At 62.3% G+C, this 19,312-nt stretch carries 20 protein-coding genes and 2 pseudogenes; 9 read left to right on the top strand and 13 right to left on the bottom strand.

All coding sequences use genetic code 11. The features are described 5' to 3' along the window. Positions 1-103 precede the first annotated feature (103 nt). Both HMPREF3044_RS08690 and HMPREF3044_RS08685 read left to right on the top strand, forming a co-directional pair. On the top strand, positions 104-484 hold the full coding sequence (locus HMPREF3044_RS08690) for a Rieske (2Fe-2S) protein (protein WP_005391612.1): 381 nt from the start codon (positions 104-106) through the stop codon (positions 482-484). 10 nt (positions 485-494) lie between these two features. Next, a complete protein-coding gene (locus HMPREF3044_RS08685) occupies positions 495-1,448 on the top strand; it encodes a bile acid:sodium symporter family protein (protein ID WP_070740931.1) in 954 nt (317 codons plus the stop codon). Here HMPREF3044_RS08685 and HMPREF3044_RS13155 read toward each other — a convergent pair. The 5 genes and pseudogenes from HMPREF3044_RS13155 to HMPREF3044_RS08665 form a co-directional block, all read right to left on the bottom strand. Next, positions 1,432-1,596 (bottom strand): hypothetical protein, encoded by a 165-nt coding sequence (locus tag HMPREF3044_RS13155; RefSeq protein WP_155806248.1) that lies wholly within the window; start codon positions 1,594-1,596, stop codon positions 1,432-1,434. The two genes, HMPREF3044_RS08685 and HMPREF3044_RS13155, sit on opposite strands and share 17 nt — an antisense overlap. 140 nt (positions 1,597-1,736) lie before the next feature. Continuing rightward, a pseudogene (locus HMPREF3044_RS08680) lies at positions 1,737-2,069 on the bottom strand (branched-chain amino acid transporter permease); the annotation flags it as partial. Then, positions 2,059-2,721 (bottom strand): AzlC family ABC transporter permease, encoded by a 663-nt coding sequence (locus tag HMPREF3044_RS08675; protein WP_070740928.1) that lies wholly within the window; start codon positions 2,719-2,721, stop codon positions 2,059-2,061. The gene HMPREF3044_RS08675 and the pseudogene HMPREF3044_RS08680, both read right to left, overlap by 11 nt. 2 nt (positions 2,722-2,723) lie before the next feature. After that, a complete protein-coding gene (locus HMPREF3044_RS08670; RefSeq protein ID WP_070740925.1) occupies positions 2,724-3,401 on the bottom strand; it encodes a YqgE/AlgH family protein in 678 nt (225 codons plus the stop codon). Continuing rightward, positions 3,398-4,831 (bottom strand): CCA tRNA nucleotidyltransferase, encoded by a 1,434-nt coding sequence (locus HMPREF3044_RS08665; protein WP_070740922.1) that lies wholly within the window; start codon positions 4,829-4,831, stop codon positions 3,398-3,400. Before HMPREF3044_RS08665 ends, HMPREF3044_RS08670 begins: the two co-directional genes overlap by 4 nt. 139 nt (positions 4,832-4,970) lie before the next feature. Between HMPREF3044_RS08665 and HMPREF3044_RS08660 the strand changes: the two are divergent. From HMPREF3044_RS08660 to HMPREF3044_RS08630, 7 genes and pseudogenes are all read left to right on the top strand, one after another. Beyond that, positions 4,971-5,459, top strand: a pseudogene (locus HMPREF3044_RS08660) (NUDIX hydrolase); the annotation flags it as partial. Then, a complete protein-coding gene (locus tag HMPREF3044_RS08655; protein ID WP_070740919.1) occupies positions 5,456-7,498 on the top strand; it encodes a hypothetical protein in 2,043 nt (680 codons plus the stop codon). The pseudogene HMPREF3044_RS08660 and the gene HMPREF3044_RS08655, both read left to right, overlap by 4 nt. A gap of 27 nt (positions 7,499-7,525) precedes the next feature. After that, entirely contained in the window at positions 7,526-10,066 is a 2,541-nt protein-coding gene (locus tag HMPREF3044_RS08650; protein ID WP_070740916.1) for a murein biosynthesis integral membrane protein MurJ, read from the top strand. A 201-nt stretch (positions 10,067-10,267) separates the two neighbouring features. Further along, positions 10,268-10,828: an RNA polymerase sigma factor gene (locus HMPREF3044_RS08645; RefSeq protein ID WP_005391593.1), complete on the top strand. Its 561-nt coding sequence runs from the start codon at positions 10,268-10,270 to the stop codon at positions 10,826-10,828. A gap of 132 nt (positions 10,829-10,960) precedes the next feature. Continuing rightward, positions 10,961-11,932: a thioredoxin-disulfide reductase gene (gene trxB / locus HMPREF3044_RS08640; protein WP_050762630.1), complete on the top strand. Its 972-nt coding sequence runs from the start codon at positions 10,961-10,963 to the stop codon at positions 11,930-11,932. Positions 11,933-11,942: 10 nt separating this feature from the next. Further along, positions 11,943-12,254 carry a thioredoxin gene (gene trxA / locus HMPREF3044_RS08635; RefSeq protein ID WP_005391590.1) on the top strand — a complete coding sequence of 104 codons (312 nt, stop codon included), beginning with the start codon at positions 11,943-11,945 and terminating at the stop codon, positions 12,252-12,254. 37 nt (positions 12,255-12,291) lie between these two features. Continuing rightward, positions 12,292-13,464, top strand: coding sequence for an N-acetylmuramoyl-L-alanine amidase (locus HMPREF3044_RS08630; RefSeq protein ID WP_210400542.1), 1,173 nt, complete (start codon positions 12,292-12,294; stop codon positions 13,462-13,464). On the opposite strand, the gene HMPREF3044_RS08625 is transcribed toward HMPREF3044_RS08630, so the two are convergent. The 8 genes from HMPREF3044_RS08625 to rpmH all read right to left on the bottom strand — a co-directional run bounded on the left by HMPREF3044_RS08625 (position 13,461) and on the right by rpmH (position 18,731). Continuing rightward, complete coding sequence (locus tag HMPREF3044_RS08625) at positions 13,461-14,018, bottom strand: hypothetical protein (protein WP_070740910.1); 558 nt, start codon at positions 14,016-14,018, stop codon at positions 13,461-13,463. The genes HMPREF3044_RS08630 and HMPREF3044_RS08625 overlap by 4 nt on opposite strands. 3 nt (positions 14,019-14,021) lie before the next feature. Next, positions 14,022-15,035: a ParB/RepB/Spo0J family partition protein gene (locus HMPREF3044_RS08620; RefSeq protein WP_005391584.1), complete on the bottom strand. Its 1,014-nt coding sequence runs from the start codon at positions 15,033-15,035 to the stop codon at positions 14,022-14,024. Between the two features lie 3 nt (positions 15,036-15,038). Then, positions 15,039-15,920, bottom strand: a complete 882-nt coding sequence (locus tag HMPREF3044_RS08615) for a ParA family protein (RefSeq protein WP_005391582.1) — start codon at positions 15,918-15,920, stop codon at positions 15,039-15,041. A 6-nt stretch (positions 15,921-15,926) separates the two neighbouring features. Further along, entirely contained in the window at positions 15,927-16,544 is a 618-nt protein-coding gene (gene rsmG / locus HMPREF3044_RS08610) for a 16S rRNA (guanine(527)-N(7))-methyltransferase RsmG (protein ID WP_070740907.1), read from the bottom strand. Between the two features lie 479 nt (positions 16,545-17,023). Continuing rightward, the gene (gene yidC / locus HMPREF3044_RS08605) at positions 17,024-17,989 is read right to left on the bottom strand and encodes a membrane protein insertase YidC (RefSeq protein WP_070740904.1); all 966 of its coding nucleotides are present in this window, start codon (positions 17,987-17,989) and stop codon (positions 17,024-17,026) included. Positions 17,990-18,019: 30 nt separating this feature from the next. After that, on the bottom strand, positions 18,020-18,241 hold the full coding sequence (yidD, locus tag HMPREF3044_RS08600) for a membrane protein insertion efficiency factor YidD (RefSeq protein ID WP_005391575.1): 222 nt from the start codon (positions 18,239-18,241) through the stop codon (positions 18,020-18,022). Beyond that, positions 18,228-18,587 carry a ribonuclease P protein component gene (gene rnpA, locus HMPREF3044_RS08595; RefSeq protein ID WP_034988574.1) on the bottom strand — a complete coding sequence of 120 codons (360 nt, stop codon included), beginning with the start codon at positions 18,585-18,587 and terminating at the stop codon, positions 18,228-18,230. Before rnpA ends, yidD begins: the two co-directional genes overlap by 14 nt. Further along, positions 18,588-18,731, bottom strand: coding sequence for a 50S ribosomal protein L34 (gene rpmH, locus HMPREF3044_RS12690; RefSeq protein ID WP_005391571.1), 144 nt, complete (start codon positions 18,729-18,731; stop codon positions 18,588-18,590). Between the last annotated feature and the right edge of the window lie 581 nt (positions 18,732-19,312).

Below are 19,312 nucleotides of genomic sequence, written 5' to 3'. Positions count from 1 at the left end.
CGATGCCCCGAGAAATGTACCGCACACACTTTCTATTCCCTATTAACTCATTTGTTCGATTCACAATACCGCAGCGTAGCCCCCAACCGCCTATACTGAACCCATGACTGAAAATGTTTCCACGCCGTGCACCCGCCGCATGTTCCTCCTCGGCACCGCCACAACCTTCGCCGGTGCCCTCCTCGCCGCCTGCGGGTCCAAATCCGCCAATGTCAGTGTCGACGATGTCCCGGTGGGTTCCGCCGTGATCGTTGACGGCTTTATCATCGCCCAACCGCAGAAGGGCCAGTACGTCGCCTACTCAGCGGTGTGCCCCCATCAGCACAACATGATTAGCAAGGTGGAGGGCGACCGGGTGAAGTGCACGAAGCACGGGTCGGAGTTTTCCATCGTGGACGGTTCCGTCCTGAACAGCCCGGCACGCGACCCATTGACACCGGCGAAGGTCGCCCAGGAGGGGGATTCCCTCACGGCGACCCCGTAAACTTTAGGGCATGTTGAAGCGCCTAAACATAGATATTCTCATTGCCCTCATCATCGTCGCGGTGGTGCTCGCGATTTTCTTCCCGGCCCGCGGCGAGGTGGCCGATGCCTTCAGGTTGGCGTCCTCCCTGGCCATCGGGTTGTTGTTCTATTTGTATGGCGCTCGTTTGTCCACCTCCGAGGCTCTTGCTGGCCTCAAGCATTGGCGGCTACACCTGCTCATTTTGGCGTTTACGTTTGTGGTGTTTCCGCTCATCGGCGTGGCGCTACGGCCGTTGACGTTGGTCATTCCGCACGGCATTTACATGGGCATCCTGTACCTGACCTTGGTGCCGTCGACGGTGCAGTCCTCGGTCGCCTTTACGTCCGTGGCCAGGGGGAATGTGGCCGGTGCGATCGTCTCTGCGTCGGCTTCGAACCTCGTGGGCGTCTTTGCCACGCCCCTTTTGGTCATGCTGTGCATGGGCCAGTCCGGCGAGTTCCTCATCGACGCCTCGGTATTCACGGACATCGCGATCCAGCTCTTGTTGCCGTTTGTTCTCGGTCAAGCTACTCGACGCTGGGTTCACAGCTTTGCTGAAAAGGGTGCAACGAAAGTTGTGGATCGGGGTTCCATCGCCCTCGTGGTCTATGTCGCCTTCTCGGAGGGCATGGTGGAGGGGATCTGGTCCTCTGTTGCGGTCTCCCACGTTGTCTTCCTCGTTGTGTTGTCCATCATCCTCGTGGCGTTCATGCTGTGGCTGACGCGCTTTGTTGCATTGAAGTTGGGCTTCAGTGAGGAGGACACGATCGCCATTGAGTTCTGTGGAACGAAGAAGTCGCTTGCGACGGGCCTCCCGATGGCCGCAGTGATCTTCGCTGGGCAGCCAACGGCGCTCCTCATTTTGCCGTTGATGATTTTCCACCAGGTTCAGCTCATGATGTGTTCGTGGTTGGCATCCAGGTACGCTAGGAACCGTGCTTAAGCATTACATCAAGATTGAGTTGAAGGATAAGGACGTCATTGCCCCGGTGAGTATCGCCGAGCTGGAGGAGACGGCCGATGCGAATAGTTGTCGGGTCCTCCGCCTGATCGAGAAGATGGGGGATACCTACCCGGGTTTCATCGATCACGGCGTTGCCCACGGTAATCCCGCGATGCCCCTTGATACGGTGCCACATCCGGATACGTATGACGATTTCCCTGATGTGGAGGCGACGCGACTTACGCCGGAGGAGTTCGCCGCCGAGTGGGAGAGGGCAAAAGAGGCCTGAAACACGAGATTGACAAGCAGCATGTAGAGGAGCGTTCCGCCGAGGATGGATAGCCCGGCGGAGCGTTTCCACCAGTGCACGCCGACGGTGAAGGCGAGCGCGATGGAGGCTGCGAGCAGCCCGCCGGGGGCGCTGCGCTGTCCAAGGTACGTGTACACCACGAGGATGAGCATGACGCCGAGCGGCATCGTCGATCCGAGGTAGTCGATGAGGGTGGAGTTGCGTAGTTTTTTGGTGGCGACAAAGGGGATCCACCGGAAGAAGACGGTGATGAGGCCGATCGGGATGAGGACGGCCCAGACGTCTCTCGGGGTGACACCGTTAGGAAGCATCGCTCAACCTCCAGCGCCCGATGAGGATGAGGAAGTACCCGGTGAGGGCGGGCACGAGAAGGTTGCCGGGGAAGAAGGCGTAGCTTACGAGTGCGCACGTGATCGCGAGGACGACGAGCAACCGTGAGCGTGAGGATTCGTAGGATTCGAAGGCGAGGACGACGAAGAGGGCGACGAGCGCGAATTCCATGCCCTTAAGCCCGTCGGGTAGCGCTTGGCCGAGCAGTGCCCCGCAGATGCCGGGGATGACCCAGAACGCCTGACACCAGGCGGTAATCGCGACGATGGCGGGCCCGGAGGTAATGCGCATTGCTGAGACGACGGCGTAAACCTCGTCGGTGAGTGCATAGGTGACGTAGGCGCGCCCCAGGAAGGAGCGCACGTTATGCCGGGGGATCGTGATGCCATAGAAGATGTGACGGAAGTTGACCATGCCACCGGTGATGGTGGCGGCGAGTGGCCCCATTCCGCTGGTGATCATGGTGATGGCGAGGTATTCGACGCTTCCTGCGTAGATGACGAAGGAGAAGATGGGTGCCCACCACCAGGCAAATCCGGATTGGACGATGAGGACGCCGAAGGCGAGTCCGAGAGGGATGAGTCCGAGTCCGACGGGCCACATGAGTTTGAACCCGTGTAGCGCGGGTGACATGGTTAGTTCTCTCCGTATGGTGTGTGCGTCGACCAGAGTGGTGCGGTTCCGGGGAGGAGCCGCATGCATTCGCGCCAGATATCGGTGGTGCGTGGTGCGAAGATGAGGTCGGGGCGGGCATCGGTGAGGCGGAAGTGGCCTTCTTCGATGCCGGTGCGTAGTGTGTCGAGCGGCATAAGGGTGGTGCCGATAAAGAAGCGTGCTTGGCCGATGGTGTCGATGTAGTCGTCGGGGTCGGCCGTGAGCTGCAAGATTCCGACGCTGGGGCAGCGCTCTAAGGGGATACCAAACCCGCTACCGAACCCGTCATCAGAACCAGCAGACCCATCACCAATGCCGTCACCAATCCCGTCAGCAGTCCCGGAAGGCCCGCCAACACCAGCCCCCCCAAAAGCAGCCGCCGCAGCAATACCTATAACGGAATTTGCATTACTCAGGCCGCCTTGGAAGAAGGCGTGTGGCTTCCCCGCCAGCGGCACCCATTTGTCAATCATCCCTTTTAGCGGGATATCCGTCATCCGCCCGAGCACAATAGTATGCGCGTTGCCGTCTTCGGTAAGCAGGATAAGTTGGACGGATCGTTGCAAAAAGCCGTATGTGTTCCCGGGCGCGGCGATGATGAATCGCCCGGGCGCGATATCCATGGATGGCGTGGGATCCTCAAATGTGCCGTTTGTCATTGTTGTTCCTTCCACCATTTCTTAAGGGCAGCGACGGCTTCGTCGTGCGGCAGCGGCCCCCGGTCGAGGCGTAGTTCCTTCATGAACGTCCATGCCTTTCCTACGGCGGGTCCGGGCGTGATCCCGAGGATTTCCATGATTTCGTTGCCGTCGAGGTCGGGTCGCACGCGTGCGAGGTCTTCTTTTTCAGCCAGTTCCGCGATGCGTTGTTCGAGGTCGTCGTAGGCGCGTGAGATCCACCTGGCCTTTTTCTTGTTTCTGGTGGTGGTGTCGGCGCGGACGAGTTTGTGTAGCCGTGGCAGCAACGAACCGGCGTCGGTGACGTAGCGCCGGACGGCGGAGTCTGTCCATTCTCCTTCGGGGAATCCATAAAAGCGCATGTGTAGGTAGATGAGTTGCGAGATGTCTTTTATGTCCTGTTTGGAGTATTTGAGGGCGCGTAGTCGTTTGCGCGCCATCTTTGCACCTACAACGTCGTGTTGATGGAATGTGACCTGTCCGTTGTCCAGGACGCGTTTGGTTTGTGGTTTGCCAATGTCGTGGAGGAGGGCGGCCCACCGGAGCACGAGGTCCGGTCCGTCTTCTTCTTGTTCCATGGCTTGGCGCAGCACGGTGAGTGAGTGTTGGTAGACGTCTTTGTGCTGGTTGTGCTCGTCGCCGAGGGCTTTGAGTGCGGAGATTTCGGGGAAGATCCGGTCCATGATTCCGGTTTCCACGAGGAGGTCGATGCCGCGCCAGGGGGCGGCCCCGCAGATGAGTTTGTCCAGTTCAGTTTGGATGCGTTCGCGGGTGATGCGGTCGATTTCGGTGGCCATGGTGGTCATCGCGTCGACGACCCGTGTGGCCACGTCGAATTCCAGCTGGGCTGCAAATCGTGCTGCTCGCAGCATCCTGAGTGGGTCGTCGCCGAAGGAGATTTCGGGTGCGTCGGGCGTGTCGATGATCCTGTTTTGCAGCGCGGTGAGTCCGCCGAGCGGGTCGCAGAAGGTGTGATCGCCTGTGGGGGAGAGGGCGATGGCCATGGCGTTGATGGTGAAGTCGCGTCGCACGAGGTCGCCTTCGAGGGTGTCGCCGAATTTCACCACGGGGTTGCGTGAGTTGCCGTCGTAGGTGTCTGCTCTGAAGGTGGTGATTTCGACTTGTTGGCCGTCTTTAGCTGCGGAGATGGTGCCGTATTCGATTCCTGTGTCCCAGACGGCGTCGGCCCATTCCGAGAGGATGTCGTGGGTGATGTCGGGCAGGGCGGAGGTGGTGAAGTCGAGGTCGCCGGCGAGTCTGCCGAGGAGGCTGTCGCGGACGGATCCGCCGACGAGGTACAGCTCCTCGCCGTGGCGGTTGAATTCACCGGCGAGTGAGGTGAGGATTTCTTTGTACGGTTCCAGCTCAATCACTTCGCTAATGTTACCGGAGGTGGGTAACATCGGTTTCATGACCGAGAATGAGCCCCGTCGGCGGCGGCGTCGTCGTCGGCGTCCTCGCACGTCCCGGGCGACCCGCACGGCGCGTAATGCGAGGACTGCGAAGCGTACGCATAGTAGTAGGAAGCGTCGTCGTGGGCCGGTGTCGGTGGAGACGTCTGCTGGTGGGTTGGTGATTTCTGGTCTTCCGGAGGCCGTCGATGAACAAGGCAATGTTGATTTGAACGCTGTCTATGTTGCTCTGATTGGTCGTGTTGATCGTCGCGGTCGCCTCCTGTGGTCGATGCCCAAGGGCCACGTTGAGCCTGGTGAGGACCATCGTCACACGGCTGAGCGGGAGGTCTGGGAGGAAACGGGCATCGTCGGTGAGGTCTTTTCTGATCTCGGGACGATTGATTATTGGTTTATATCTGAGGGGCGTCGCGTCCACAAGACGGTCCATCATCATCTCCTGCGCTACGTCGATGGTGAGCTTAACGACGAAGACCCCGAGGTCACCGAGGTCGCCTGGGTTCCCGCCGCCCACCTCGTGGAGCGCCTCGCGTACTCCGACGAGCGCAAACTTGCACGCATCGCGCACGATACGTTGCCGGACCTCGCCCGCGCCGAGAAGCAGGCGGGGAGGGTCACGCCACGGTGAGACGCGCCCTCGCAACCGCCCTCTGCGCCGCACTTCTCTGCTTTCCAAGCTTGTCGACGCCCGCCCGCGCCGCTCTTCCCGCCCCCGTAGCGCCCTCCCGCGAGGTCGTCGCCGAGCAATGGGTGAACCCGATGCTCCGCGTCGGCGACACCGGCGCCGTGAAGCTCACCCAGCTCACCACCACCGGCGGCACCGTCGCCGGCACGGTGGAAACCGCCGCCCACGTTGAGCAGGTCCAGATCTTCACCGCCCCTCCTGTTGGCGATCTCCCCAGCGCCTTCAACCTCCTCGGCCTGAACCCGGAGGCCTACCCCCTCGCCGGCCCCATTTTCGCCCCTGGGGACTTCTCCTTTACCTACGATGAGCTCAGTCTCACCACCCCCGGCATCCACGCCGTCCTCGTCAGGGCAGGGGAGGAGACCACCCGCTTCCTCGTCTTCATCCCCTCCGATTCCACGGCTACCGCGCAAGCGGGAACCCTCATCTGGCCCCTCGCCGCCGATATCCCCCTCGTCCCCGGCGAGACGGGGACGGCACCGGAGCGCCCGGAACTCCTCCTAGCTAACGAGGGCTTCACCGCAGAAATCGAACCGGGCGGCCGCCTCGACCAGCTCGTGGACCTCTACCCGGGCGGCCACACGTGCCTCGCCATCGACCCGCAGCTCATCGATACCGTTTCCCGCATGGCGGGCGGCTACACCGTCACCGCCACCCGCGTTTCCCCCGTGGAGCCCACCGTCCGCCTACGCGAGCGCTGGACGGCGAAGAAGGAGGTCACCTCCACCCCAGGCCGCGGCGCGGAGGCCGCCCAGCGCTTCCTCGACAAGGTAGATGCCGTCTCCCACGGGGCGTGCGTCATCCCGCTGCCGTGGGCGGGTGCGGATCTGTCCGCAGCGTTGAAGGCGGGTGTCCTCCCCGAGGCGCTGGATTCCTCGGTGCTGGAGGAGGAGCTGAACACGCCGATTGCGAAGAATCTCATCATTCCGTCGTCGGGTTATGTCACCCCGGAGGTGGCGGCGGCGCTTCCTGCGGGCACGGGCGCGATCACGGGGGATGCGTTGTCGGCGCAGCTTGCTATCGTGGGTGAGCATCCGTTGACGGTGGGGTATTCGGATCCGTTGACGCGTTTCGATTACCGCCTGGATACCCCGGCCGCCCGGCGCGCCTCCGCCGTCGCGGCAGTACAATTCACGCGCGCCCAAGCGAGCGCCCAAGCCAACGCCCAAGCGCGCAACGCAACACCAGAGCAAGCAGCAGACCAAGCAGACCAAGCACACACCCCACCCATCATCCTCCCACCCCGCCTCTGGTCAGCCGAGGACGCGGCGGCGATCTCCCGGGCCGCAGGCCCAAGCGCCCAGCTCCATGTCGCGCCCTATACCCCCGGGCAGCCGCTTGTTGATCCGACGGCGCTCACCGACGTGGAGGTGACCAACGCGGCGCAGCAGCAGCGCTACGTGGGTGACCTCAATAACCTCATGGTGGAGGACCCGAATATCGCGTTGTCGCCGGAGGAGTTCACTGCGCCGGTGCGCACGTCGATTGCGGAGTCGCTGAGTTTGTATAAGCGGCGTTCCTTGGATCTGTATGAGCGGACGACGGAGGAGACGCGCCGCAAGCTGGATAAGAACCGGGATTTGATCCAGGCGTTGCGGGCGTCGGTGCGCCTCATGCCGCCGGGGAACGTCTACACGCGGACGTCGAATAGCTCTCCTGTGGTGATTGTGGCGCAGAATGGTTTGCCGTTGCCTGTGGAGGCGACGATCCAGGCGGAGTCGTCGGAGGCGCGGGTGACACCGCCGGGGGCGTTGAAGATTCCGGCGCAGGGGTCGATTACGACTCAGGTGACGGCGGATGTGCCGCGGGCGCAGGAGACGGCATCGATGCGGTTGTGGCTGGCTAATGACACGGGCGCGCCGATTAGTGACCCGGTGAGTCTGACCGTTCAGACGAAAGGTTCGAACTGGTGGGCGTGGTTAATCGCCGGTCTCCTCGTGGTCTTCTTCGTGGTTCGTCTGGCGTTGCGGCGCAAACATTAGTAGGAGTTTTGCGCCTGGCCTTTTAGAATGGCTTACGTGTCTGATAATCAAGGAGCAAGAAGGCGTATCGTTGCGCCGACGCCACCCGCGCCGGTCCCGTCGCTCGGAGCACCAAGCGGCGACCCCAACGGCGCACCGATAAACGGTGCACCAATAAAAGGTGCACCGCAAAACGGTGCACCGCAAAACGGCGCCCCAAACGCGAAACAGGCAACCCCCGAAAGCACCAAAGACGCAGGCCAGCAGGCCTCCGACGCCGACGTCGTCCGCTCAACGGGCTCGATGGCGATCGCCACCCTCATCTCCCGCATGACGGGATTCCTCCGCAACCTGGCTATCACGGCCACCCTGGGCGCGGCCGTCGCCTCCACCTTCAACGCGGCGAACGTCCTGCCCAACCTGATCACCGAGATCGTCCTCGGTGCGGTGCTGACGGCCCTGGTCGTCCCGGTCCTCGTGCGCGCCCAAAAGGAGGATGCGGACGGCGGCGCGGAGTTCATCCGTCGCCTCGCCACCCTCACGTTCTCCCTGCTCGCGGTAGTCACCGTCCTCGCCACGCTCGGCTCCCCACTCCTGACCTTCCTGTTGCTTGGCGACGGCAAAGCCAACACCGCCCAAGCCACCTCCTTTGCGTATCTCCTCCTCCCGCAGATCTTCTTCTACGGCGTCTTCGCCCTCTTCATGGCGATCTGCAACACCCGCGGGGTGTTCAAGCCGGGTGCCTGGGCCCCGGTCCTCAATAACGTGGTGTGTCTTGCCACCTTCGCCCTGTATTGGCTGATCCCCGGCGATCTCGCCCCCGATGAGGTGGGTATTTTCAACCCCCGCATTGCGCTGCTGGGCCTCGGCACCACCCTCGGTGTCGTCGTCCAGACGCTCATCATGCTCCCGGCGCTGAAAAAGCTGAACATCAACCTCAAGCCGCTGTGGGGCCTGGATGCCCGCCTGAAGCAGTTCGGCGGCATGGCCATGGCGATCGTCGTCTACGTGGCGATTTCCCAGATCGGCTACTTCGTCACCATCAACATCGCCGCCGCCGCGGATGCCGCCGCTCCGAACATCTACATGCAGGCCTGGCTCCTCCTCCAGATGCCCTACGGCATCATCGGCGTCACGCTGCTCACCGCCATCATGCCGCGCCTGTCCCGCAACGCCGCCGAGGGCGACGATGAGGCGGTCGTCGCGGACCTTACCCTCGCCACCCGCCTGACTTTTATGGCGCTCATCCCCGTCGTTATCTTCATGACGTTCTTTGGCCCCTACATGGGCCGTGGCCTCTTCGGCTACCTGAACATGGACACGGAGTCGGCGAACCTCATCGGCATCACGCTGGCCGCCAGTGCCTTCACCCTCCTCCCGTACGCCGCGGTCCTGCTTCACCTGCGCGTCTTCTACGCCCGCGAGGAGGCCTGGACGCCGACGTACATCATCGCCGGCATCACGATCACCAAAATCGCCCTCTCCATGCTCGCCCCGGTGGTCGCAAGCTCCACCCGCAACGTCGTCGTCCTCCTCGGTGCCGCCAACGGTTTCGGTTTCCTCGCCGGCGCGATCATCGGCACGGTGTTGCTGCGCCGCAAGCTCGGTCACCTGGGCAACAAGGCGATCCTCAAGGCCAGCGCGTCCGCGCTCGGCGCGTCCCTCGTCGGCATCGCCGTCGCTTTCGGCATCGATTACCTCCTCCTGGAGCGCGTCCCTGTGGATGGCTCCCTCTGGTTCCTCATCCGCACGGGCATCTCCGGCATCATCTTCCTGGCCGTCACCGGTGTCATCATGTACAAGGCGGATCCGAGCTTCATCCAGCGCCTCACGCGCCGCGGTTCGGATACGGACATCGTCGATACGATGGGTGCGCTCCCGCCGATGAGCGCTGGTGAGGTGCGTCGCCCGCGCCTCGTCCCGGGTGCCCCGATCCTCTCCGGTCGCTTCCGTCTGCTGCGCTCCTACGGTGGCTGGCCGGGTGCCTCCCTTTGGATGGCCCTGGACACGGAAAACGATGCGCCTGTGTCCCTCACCTTCACGGATCGGCCGACGTCCGCGCCGGGCAAGGTCGTCGGTTACCGTTACGGTTCCCTTATCATCAACAATTGGGTAAAGGGAAAGTCCCTGGATGAGGCCCACCTCGACGCGGAGCAGGCGGCACGGGCCGCCGCCGAGGTCGCCTCCCTCGAGGGGGTTCATTCCACGGATCAGTTGCGCATCGGTACGGATGGTTCGGTGCACAACGCGTTCCCCATCGCGGGGCTCACCTCGAATTCCCGCGCCCTCGTCGCCTCCGCTCTCGATCGTTTGCTTGCCGACGCCCCCATCCCACCGTGGCTCTCCACCCTCCGTCAGGAGCTTGCCGACGCCTCCGGCCGCCCCGTCGAGGACATCGCCCGCGACCTCACCGAAGGTTCGGAGACCTTTGCTGTCACCAACGAGTTCGTCCCCGCACCCCCGGAGCACGTCGGCTTCGGTGCCCGCGATTTCTCCGCGATGGGCAAGGTCATCGTCGTCGCCGCCATCATCGGCATCCTCGTCCTCATCGCCTCCCTGACGATGTTCCTCGTCAGCGTCATGACCTAAAACGCGCGCGCTCCTTTTCCCCGCGTGCGCGAGGTACGAGCACACGCGCGTTCCTTTTCCACGCGTGCGCGAGGTACGAGCGCACGAGGTACGAGCGCGCGCGCCAAACACGTGTGGCACGCCCGCCCTGGCACCAGCGGGCATCCTGGGCCACACTGGGTGGTGAAACCATTTCACCAACTACATACGGGGGAAAATCCAATGGGGGATTTCGATCTGATCACGCTGTATCTTGCTGGGGATTCGCGGGCTTTTTCTAGCCTCGCCCAGCGCTATATGCCCTATATTCTGCGCATCGCCCGCCGCCATGCGCACAACGATTACGATGCCTGGGACATCACGCAGGAGGCGCTGCTCAAGGCCAGCCAGCGCCTCCACAGGTTCCGGCGGGAGTGTTCCTTTTCCACCTGGCTGTATCGCCTCGTCGCCAACGCCAGCTACGATTTCTACCGCCCGCTCGTCGCCCGGGAGCTCCCGCTCATTGACGCAGACGCCGGCTACGAGCGGTGCCTGTCCTACCGTCACGTGGAGGCGTACGAGCCGCTCCTGTGGATCGGGGAGGCGCTCAACAAGCTGCCGGAGGATCAGCGGGAGGCCATCTTCATCACCGATATCCTCGGCTTCCCTGTCGACGAAGCCGCCGACCGCCTGGGCTGCGCCCCGGGCACCATCAAATCGCGTCGCGGCCGCGCCCGTGTGGAACTTCGCAAAATCCTCGGCCTCCAGACGGACGCGTCAGCGGCCGCGCAAGCGGTGGCATAAAGACACCCGTTAGACTGTTGGAGGTTACAAGTAACCCGTAAAAACGAAACCCGTAACAACGAAACCTGTAAAACCCGAAAAAGGAGTGCACGTACCGTGGCCGCTGATAACTTTGCTCTAAACATCCCGGGTATGTCCGGCGTGAACCTCGTCTCCGCCGGCGAATCCCAGGAGGAGACGGTCCACGAGGATGTCCACGATGTCATCATCATCGGCTCCGGCCCCGCCGGCTACACGGCGGCCGTCTACACCGCCCGCGCGGAGCTGAAACCCCTCGTCTTCGAGGGCATCGAGGCCGGCGGCCTGCTGGCCACCACCACGGAGGTGGAGAACTTCCCCGGCTTCCCGGAGGGTGTCGATGGCCCGGAGCTCATGGAGCAGATGCGTGACCAGGCCGAGCGCTTCGGCGCGGATCTCCACATGGAGTACGTGGATAAGGTCGATCTCACCTCCAGCCCCAAGAAGGTCTACGTCGGCAGCGATGTCTACCAGGCCAAGACGATCATCCTCGCCACGGGTGCCGCCCCGCGTTACCTCGGAATCGAGGGGGAGGAGCGCCTCAAGGGCCACGGTGTCTCGGCGTGTGCCACCTGCGATGGTTTCTTCTTCAAGGATAAAAAGATCGCGGTCGTCGGCGGCGGCGATTCGGCGATGGAGGAGGCCACCTTCCTCGCCCGCTTCGGCTCCGAGGTGACGATCATCCACCGCCGCGATGAGTTCCGCGCCTCGGCGATCATGTTGGAGCGCGCCAAGTCCAATGAGAAGATCCGTTTCCTCACCAACGCCCAGGTCACCGAGGTCATCGGCGAGGACAAGGTGGAGGCCCTCAGGCTCACCGTCGCAGGTAAGGAGCAAACCATCCCCATGGACGCGATGTTCCTCGCCATCGGCCACCAGCCCAATTCGGGTTTCCTAAATGGCCAGGTAGACACGGATCCGAAGGGTTATGTCACGGTCCAGGAGCCCTCCACCCAGACCTCCGTCGAGGGTGTCTTCGCCGCCGGTGACCTCGTGGATTCCCATTACCAGCAGGCGATCACGGCGGCGGGTTCCGGCTGCCGCGCCGCCCTCGACGCTGAGCACTACCTACAGGCTCTCCAGTAGGCTTGGGCTCATGATTGAACTTACGGAAGCTACTTTCGATGAGGTCACCCTGACCTCCGACGTCCCGGTGCTTGTTGATTTCTGGGCCAGCTGGTGTGGCCCCTGCAAGAAGCTCACGCCGATCCTCGAGGACATCGCCGAGGAGGTCGGTGACAACGCAATCGTCGCCTCCGTCAACGTTGATGAGGAGCGCGGTCTTGCCGCCCAGCACCAGATCATGGCCGTCCCCACGGTGATGATCTTCGCGGGCGGCAAGAAGGTGGAGGAGTTTTCTGGTGTGCGTCCGGCGCAGCAGATTCTCGCCTTGCTGGAAAGCTACTAAGATAGGAGGGTGACTTTGTTAGAGAAGGGACGTGGTGGTGCTTAAAAAGCTTTCCGTCGGTGATCGTAGTCCGCGGGTGGCTGAGGTTCGTGCTACTCTCGCGCGCCTGGGGCGTAACGACGCCTTTTCGGCACCGTTGGCTGACGACTTCCGGGTGGAGGAGACGCTTTTCGACGAAGAGCTCTCCGAGCTCCTCTGTGCTTTCCAGCAGTCTCGCGGCATCTTAGCCACGGGCATGATCGATGAGCCCACCCTCCGCGCCCTCCGCGAGGCCTCCTACACCCTTGGCACCCGCGTGCTGAACTTCATCCCCGGCAAGCAAATGGTCGGCGACGATGTCGTCCAGCTGCAAACCCAACTCCAGGAGCTCGGCTTTTACACGGACAAGGTTGATGGCCATTACGACGATGTCACCTACGAGGCCGTGAAGACCTACCAGCTCAATTCGGGCCTGACCGAGGACGGCATCTGCGGCCCGGAGACCGTCCGCGCCTTAAGCCTCCTCGGCCACCACATCACCGGCGGTAACCCCCTGGCCATCCGCGAGCGCGAGCTCGTCCGCAACGCGGGCCCGCTCTTGTCCGGCAAGCGCGTCGTCATCGATCCGGGTCTCGGCGGCGAGAATAGGGGCCTGTCTACGGAGGGCAAGTTCGGTCTCATTACGGAGGAGGAGATCCTCTGGGATCTCGCCACCCGCATCGAGGGCCGGATGATCTCCGCCGGCATGGAAACCATCCTCTCCCGCCCGCGTGTCGACGACCCCTCGGAGACCAACCGTGCCGACGTCGCCAACGCCTTCAACGCCGACGTCACGATCAGCCTCCGCCTCGACCGCTACCACAACGCCAAGGCCCACGGCTGCGCCACCTTTTACTTCGGCTCCACCCATGGCGCCAGCTCGATGACGGGGGAGATGCTCTCCGGCTACATCCAGCGCGAGATCGTCGCCCGCACCGGCCTTGGCGATTGCCGCAACCACGCCCGCACCTGGGAACTCCTCCGCCTCACCAAGATGCCCACAGTCCAGGTCATGGCGGGCTACGTCACCAACCCAACGGACATGCAGATCCTCACGGATCCCGTCCAGCGCAACAAGATTGCCGAGGCCGTCGTCGTCGCCGTCAAGCGCCTCTACCTCCTCGATAATGACGACCAACCCACTGGCACCTTCACCTTCTCCAAGCTCCTGGAGCAGGAGGGTATCCGTTAAATCGCCGCCACCATATCGGCGAGCGCAGCGATGGACAGCACCCGGTCCCGCGGCGGGAGTTCGAGCCGGTAGAGGTCGGCATCGCTGCCGCGGCGCAGGAGGCTAAACCCGGAGGATTCCAAAAAGTCGCCGCTGAAGAACCCGGCCACGGCCTGCTCCTCGGTGGGTTCCTCGTGCGCCCCAAAGGCCTCCAGTGCGGGCGAGCCCCCGAGCGTCACCTCCATAATGACGGAGTCCATGAGCACGGGTTCAATCCCGATCCCGGTAAACCCGGGGTCCACAAACATGCTGGTGGCAAGCTGCGCGTCGCCAGATACGGGCCCGGCATCGAGCCGCACCGCCCCGGGCGCAAGACTCGGGTGGCAGTAGAAGATCGCCGCCGGCCCGAACGTAAATCCGCAGCTCTCGGCGGTTGCCACCCACGCTTCCTTCTCAAATTCCCGCTGCCCCGATGTCAGGTCGCTCACATCGGGCGCGAGTTCCCAGTAGGTGGACAGGCGCGCGTAGACGGGGAGGGTGTGAAAATTCTCCGGGTCGATGGGCGCCAGTCGCATGCCTTAGTGCCCTTCGAGCAGCCCGATGATGCGCTCGAAGTCCTCCTTGCCGGAGAATTCGACCACGATCTTGCCCTTCTTCTTGCCCACATTCACCGTCACGCGGGTATCCAGCCCGTCAGACAGCCGGTGCGCGGCCTGCTCCGCGTAGGCGGGCAGCGGCACGGCTTCGCGCTTCTTCCGCTTCGGCTCCTCGCCGCCGCTATTGAGCAGCGTCACAGCCTCCTCGGTGGCGCGCACAGACAGCCCCTCCGCCACCACGCGCGTCGCCAGCGCCTCGGCCTGCCCCTTGTCCTTCAGTCCCAGGATCGCCCGTGCATGCCCGGAACTTATTACTCTCGCCGCAACTTTCCGCTGCACGCCGACGGGCAGTTGCAGCAGCCGGATGGTGTTGGTAATCACGGGTCGAGACCGCCCGATTTTCTCCCCCAGCTCGGCCTGCGTGACATCGAATTCTTCCAGCAGCTGTTGGTACGCGGCCGCCTCTTCCAGCGGGTTGAGCTCCACGCGGTGGATGTTCTCCAGCAGTGCGTCGCGCAGCATGGACGAGTCGTCGGTTTCCCGCACAATCGCCGGGATGGTCCCCAGCCCGGCCTTCCGCGTCGCCCTCCAGCGCCGCTCGCCCATAATGATTTCGTAATGCTTCGCGCCTTCCCTGGGCCGCACCACGATCGGTTGCAGCAATCCGAATTCCTTGATGGAATGCGCGAGCTCTGCGAGCGCGTCGGGATCAAAATCCTCGCGCGGCTGTTGCGCGTTCGGGACGATGTCGTCCACGTCAATCTCGCGGTAGCTCGCCCCCAGCTCTTCGGCTTGTCGACGCTCCTGTGCCGCCTTTGCTTTCGCCATCCCGTCGGCAAACCCCCGCGGCGGTGTCCCGCCGCCCAGCAAAATATCTGCCGCCGAGTCACCCAGGTGTGGCTTCTCCTGTTGCCGCTCGGGAATAAGGGCTGCGAGCCCGCGCCCAAGCCCACCCTTCTTGGCGTTCTTGCTATTGTTCTTCTTCTGCTCGGTCATGTGTTAGCCCTCGTATCCTTCCATCGGGCCGCGCAGCGCCAGCTCCGCCGCCGCATCCATGTAGGCGGCCGCCCCCGGCGAGCCGGGATCGTATTCGAGGACGGTCTGGGCATACCCGGGCGCCTCGCTGACCTTCACGGACCGTGGAATGATGTGGCTGAGCACGAGGTCGCCGAAGTGCCCGCGCACTTCCTCTTCCACCTGTGCGGACAGTTTGGTGCGCCCATCGTACATGGTCAGCACGATGCCGGAGATGTGCAGCTTGTAGTTGAGGTTCTCCCCGATCATCGTGATGTTATTGAGCAGCTGTCCCACACCCTCCAACGCGTAGTATTCGCACTGGATGGGCAGCAATACCTCGGTCGCTGCGGTCATCGCGTTAATCGTCAACAAACCTAGCGAGGGCGGGCAGTCAATAAAGATGTAGTCGAATCCCTCGATCTTCTTGATCGCGTCGGCGAGTCGGTATTCGCGTCGGACGATAGACACGAGCTCGATCTCGGCACCGGCGAGGTCCAAGGTGGCAGGGATGCAGAACAGGTTCGACGTAAACGCCGCCGGGTACGTCGCCTCCGCAGGTTCGCAGTTGCCAATCAGCATCTCATAGCTAGACAGGGTCCCCGAGTAGTGTTCCACCCCGAGCGCCGTCGACGCATTCCCCTGCGGGTCCAGGTCGATGACGAGGACTTTCAGCCCGGCAAGCGCCAACCCCGCCGCCAGGTTAACAGTGGTCGTGGTCTTTCCCACGCCACCTTTTTGGTTGGCGACGGCGATGATCCGGGTCTCCTCCGGGGCAGGCAGTTTATCCGTATTTGAACTGCGGATTTGTGCGGCCCTCCTCGCGGCGTCGGCAATCGGCGTATCGCCAAACACATTATCGTCCATAGCCCTTTATGCTACCCGGACTAGTCTGACAATGATGGTCGGGTGGCTGAGCCCCTCGTTTTCCAAGGTAACAATCTCCGGTTTCCCGGCACCCTTGATCTTCCCGGAGTCCCGCTCAATCTCCTCGGCTGCGCTATCACCCTTCATGGCGAGCACCTCCCCGCCATCCTTCCTCACCAAAGGCAGCGACCACTTGGCGAGCTTCCACAGCGGCGCCACCGCCCGCGACGTCGCATAATCCATCTTGCCCACGGGCTTATCCTCGGCCCTCCCGCGCGCCACATGCACATTCTCCAGCCCGAGCTTCTCCGCCACCTCCCGCAGGAAGACGCTCCGCTTCAGCAGCGGCTCCAGAAGCGTCACCTGCAGATCCGACCTGGCAATTGCCAACGGCACTCCGGGCAGCCCCGCCCCGGATCCCACATCCACCACGGTTTTCCCCTCCGCATAGAGGGACTCCGTGAGGGCGCACGGCAGGATGTGCCGATCCCACAGCCGATCCTTCTCCCGCGGCCCCATGAATCCGCGCGTCAGCCCGTCGGTGGCGAGCAGGTCATAGTAGGCCCGCGCGAGGTCGGCACGGGCGCCAAACAGGTCGTCGATTAGCTTCTCAGTGGTCTCCATAGCGACACAAAGTCTACTACAGCGCACCCCACCAACCCCCTGGGCAAAACCTGCCCGGATCTTGCTGCACCAGATGCGTGCGAAAACCCCCTGCGGTCACACCTTTTACCCGGCTGCCCCACCCCAGGTACCCTAACTGCGTAATTAGTCCGTTTTTCACGGTAATTATCGACTTAGCGTTCCCCAGCAACCCGGGTGCCCCACCCCGGACACCCTAACCCCACAATTAGTCCATTTTTCACCGCAACTATCGAGTTAGCGATCCCCAGCAGCAGGAAGGAAAAGCACCCACCAACCAAGCCACACACCGGCCCAGACAAAAGTAACCGGGATGTGGTATCCGATCTCCGGAATCCCCAGGCGGTCACATCTGCTACCCCACAAACGCGTACCTTTTGTCACCCACCCACCAAGCCCACCAACCAAAACACAAACAAAAAACCGGCCCCCACGCGGGGACCGGCAAAAAACGTAATTAGTTAGTTATTCTTGCGCTTTTTCTTCTTCTTGGGGTTGTTCGGCTTGGCGCCCACCTTCGGCGCAGTTGCCTGGGCCTTGGCCTGGCGCTCCTGCTCCTCAGCTTCCTCCTCGGCGTCCATCTTGGAAAAGACGTAGCGCTGCTGGCAGAACGTCCAGATGTTGTTGCCTGCCATGTAGCACAACAGGCCGATGTGCCAGACGAAGCCGGTGAACAGGATGGTCAGCGGCATGAAGTAGAGCATCATGTTGTTCATCATGTTCATGGACATCTGTGCCTGGTCGTTCTCAGGGGCCTTCTGCTTCCCGGAGGCCAGGCGCTGCTTCTGCCGCTTGACGGAGAAGCGGCCGTTGAGGTGGGTGGCCACGGCGATGAGCAGGATGAACGGGGCCGCCACCATGATGACGTTGGTGCGGGTGAAGTCGCCTTCGCCGAAGGCATGGTACATGTCCTCCGGCATGGAGATGTAGGCGGACAGCGGCACGCCGAATAGGCGGGCTTCGAGGAAGGAGCGGACGTCCTCCACGCCGAAGATGTAGTTCGGGGTGTTGTAGTTTTCCTCGATGGACAGGCCGAGCTGGCCGCGTCCGGTGCCGGTGCGGTTGAAGGAGCGCAGCACGTGGAAGAGGCCGATGAACACGGGCATCTGCACGAGCATCGGCAGGCAGCCCTTCACCGGGGAGGCGCCTACTTCCTTTTGTACGCGGCGGGTTTCCTCCATCATCTTTTCAGGATTGTTTTTGTATTTTTCCTGAATGGCCTGCATCTTCGGTTGCAGAATCTGCATTTTCCGCATGGACCGCATGGAGTTCATGGTGGGTTTGAGCAGGAGCGCACGAACGGTGAACGTGAGCATGACGATGGACAGCGCCCAGGTCACGCCCCAGTCCGGGTTCATGATGAGCCCAAAGGCTTTGTGCCAAAACCACAGTACGGCGGAAATTGGCCAGTAAATAAAGTTAAGCACTATCTATTCCTTGGGGGTTTTAGGTAGTTTTTATACGGGATCGTAGCCGCCCGGGTGCCAGGGGCCACACTTGGCAATGCGCACCAGCGCCATGATGATGCCCACTACGGTACCCTTTTTCCGGATGGCATCGAGCGCGTATTGGCTGCATACGGGGTCGAATCGGCAGGTGGAGTATGGTTTCAGCGCGGATATGTGCGCCTGGTAGAAGAGGATCGCACGTTCCGCCACGCCGGGTTTAGAGTTTCCCATGCGCTTTCCTCAGTGCTGCGGAAAAGTGGTGGCTGAGTTCCTCCGCTGTTGCCTCGTCGATCCCGGGCAGTGCGCGCAGCACGTAGTCGCATTGTGGCCTGGCCGTCTCCCGCGCGATGGCGTCCATGGCGAGATGACGAAGCCGCCGGGAGGTGTGGTGGCGTACCACAGCATTCCCGACGGCTTTCGACACAACCAGGCCAAATCGCGGCCCTCCCTGGCGTTCGACATCCGTTGAGCAGTCGACGGCATGGACGACGAGGACACGTGTCCCCGCGCGCACCCCGTTTTTCACCGCTCGCCGGAAGTCGCTGCTCCGGGTGAGCTTATGAGGCCGAGGTAACACTTAAGCACTCAGACGTGCACGGCCCTTTTTCCGGCGTGCGGACACGATTGCGCGGCCAGCGCGGGTACGCATACGGGTACGGAAGCCATGAACACGGGCACGACGACGGTTGTTCGGCTGGAACGTCCGCTTTCCTTTTGCCACTGTGAACACTCCTTTACAAGATCTTTGAAACGTTTACATGTGCGTGTTTCTGCGGTTGGGAATAAGTCACCGAGAATCCACGACCATACGCTGCACGTTTGGGACGGCGCGTATGACAGACCGTTACAGCCTACGCTAATGCCGCCCAAACACCAAATTACAAATGTCCACGGTAACGGGCGAAAAAAGTTTACCCCCTAATTACAAAAGGGTAATTACATCGCTGTACGTTCTAAAGCCCGCCAATCAGCGCAGGGTGTCGAACTGCCCCCAGCCCCGCGCGCCCGCCAGCACCGGCGCCCCCAGGAAAGCCGGGGGGTTCAGCGCTCCTTGATCCTTTTAGACATAACCCCCCACCTGCATGTAAATCTAGATGTACACACTTTTTCACAACCCTGTGAAAGTCCTCCCTGTGGATAACTTTCAACCCGTACTTGAGGCCCGCCCGTAAAGGCGCAGCTAGAAGGGGTTTGAGGGGTGAGGAAAAGTTATCCACAGCCCTGTTGATAGATTGTTAATAAACGCTATCCTTGCAGTTAACTGTGAGTCCCTGATCGTCGATGTAGAAAGAACGCCCGCCG

The sequence above is a fragment of the Corynebacterium sp. HMSC073D01 genome, assembly GCF_001815555.1.
GTDB lineage: Bacteria > Actinomycetota > Actinomycetes > Mycobacteriales > Mycobacteriaceae > Corynebacterium > Corynebacterium glucuronolyticum.
Note: the sequence above shows the minus strand (reverse complement) of the source record. Positions and strands in the feature narration are given on the sequence as shown.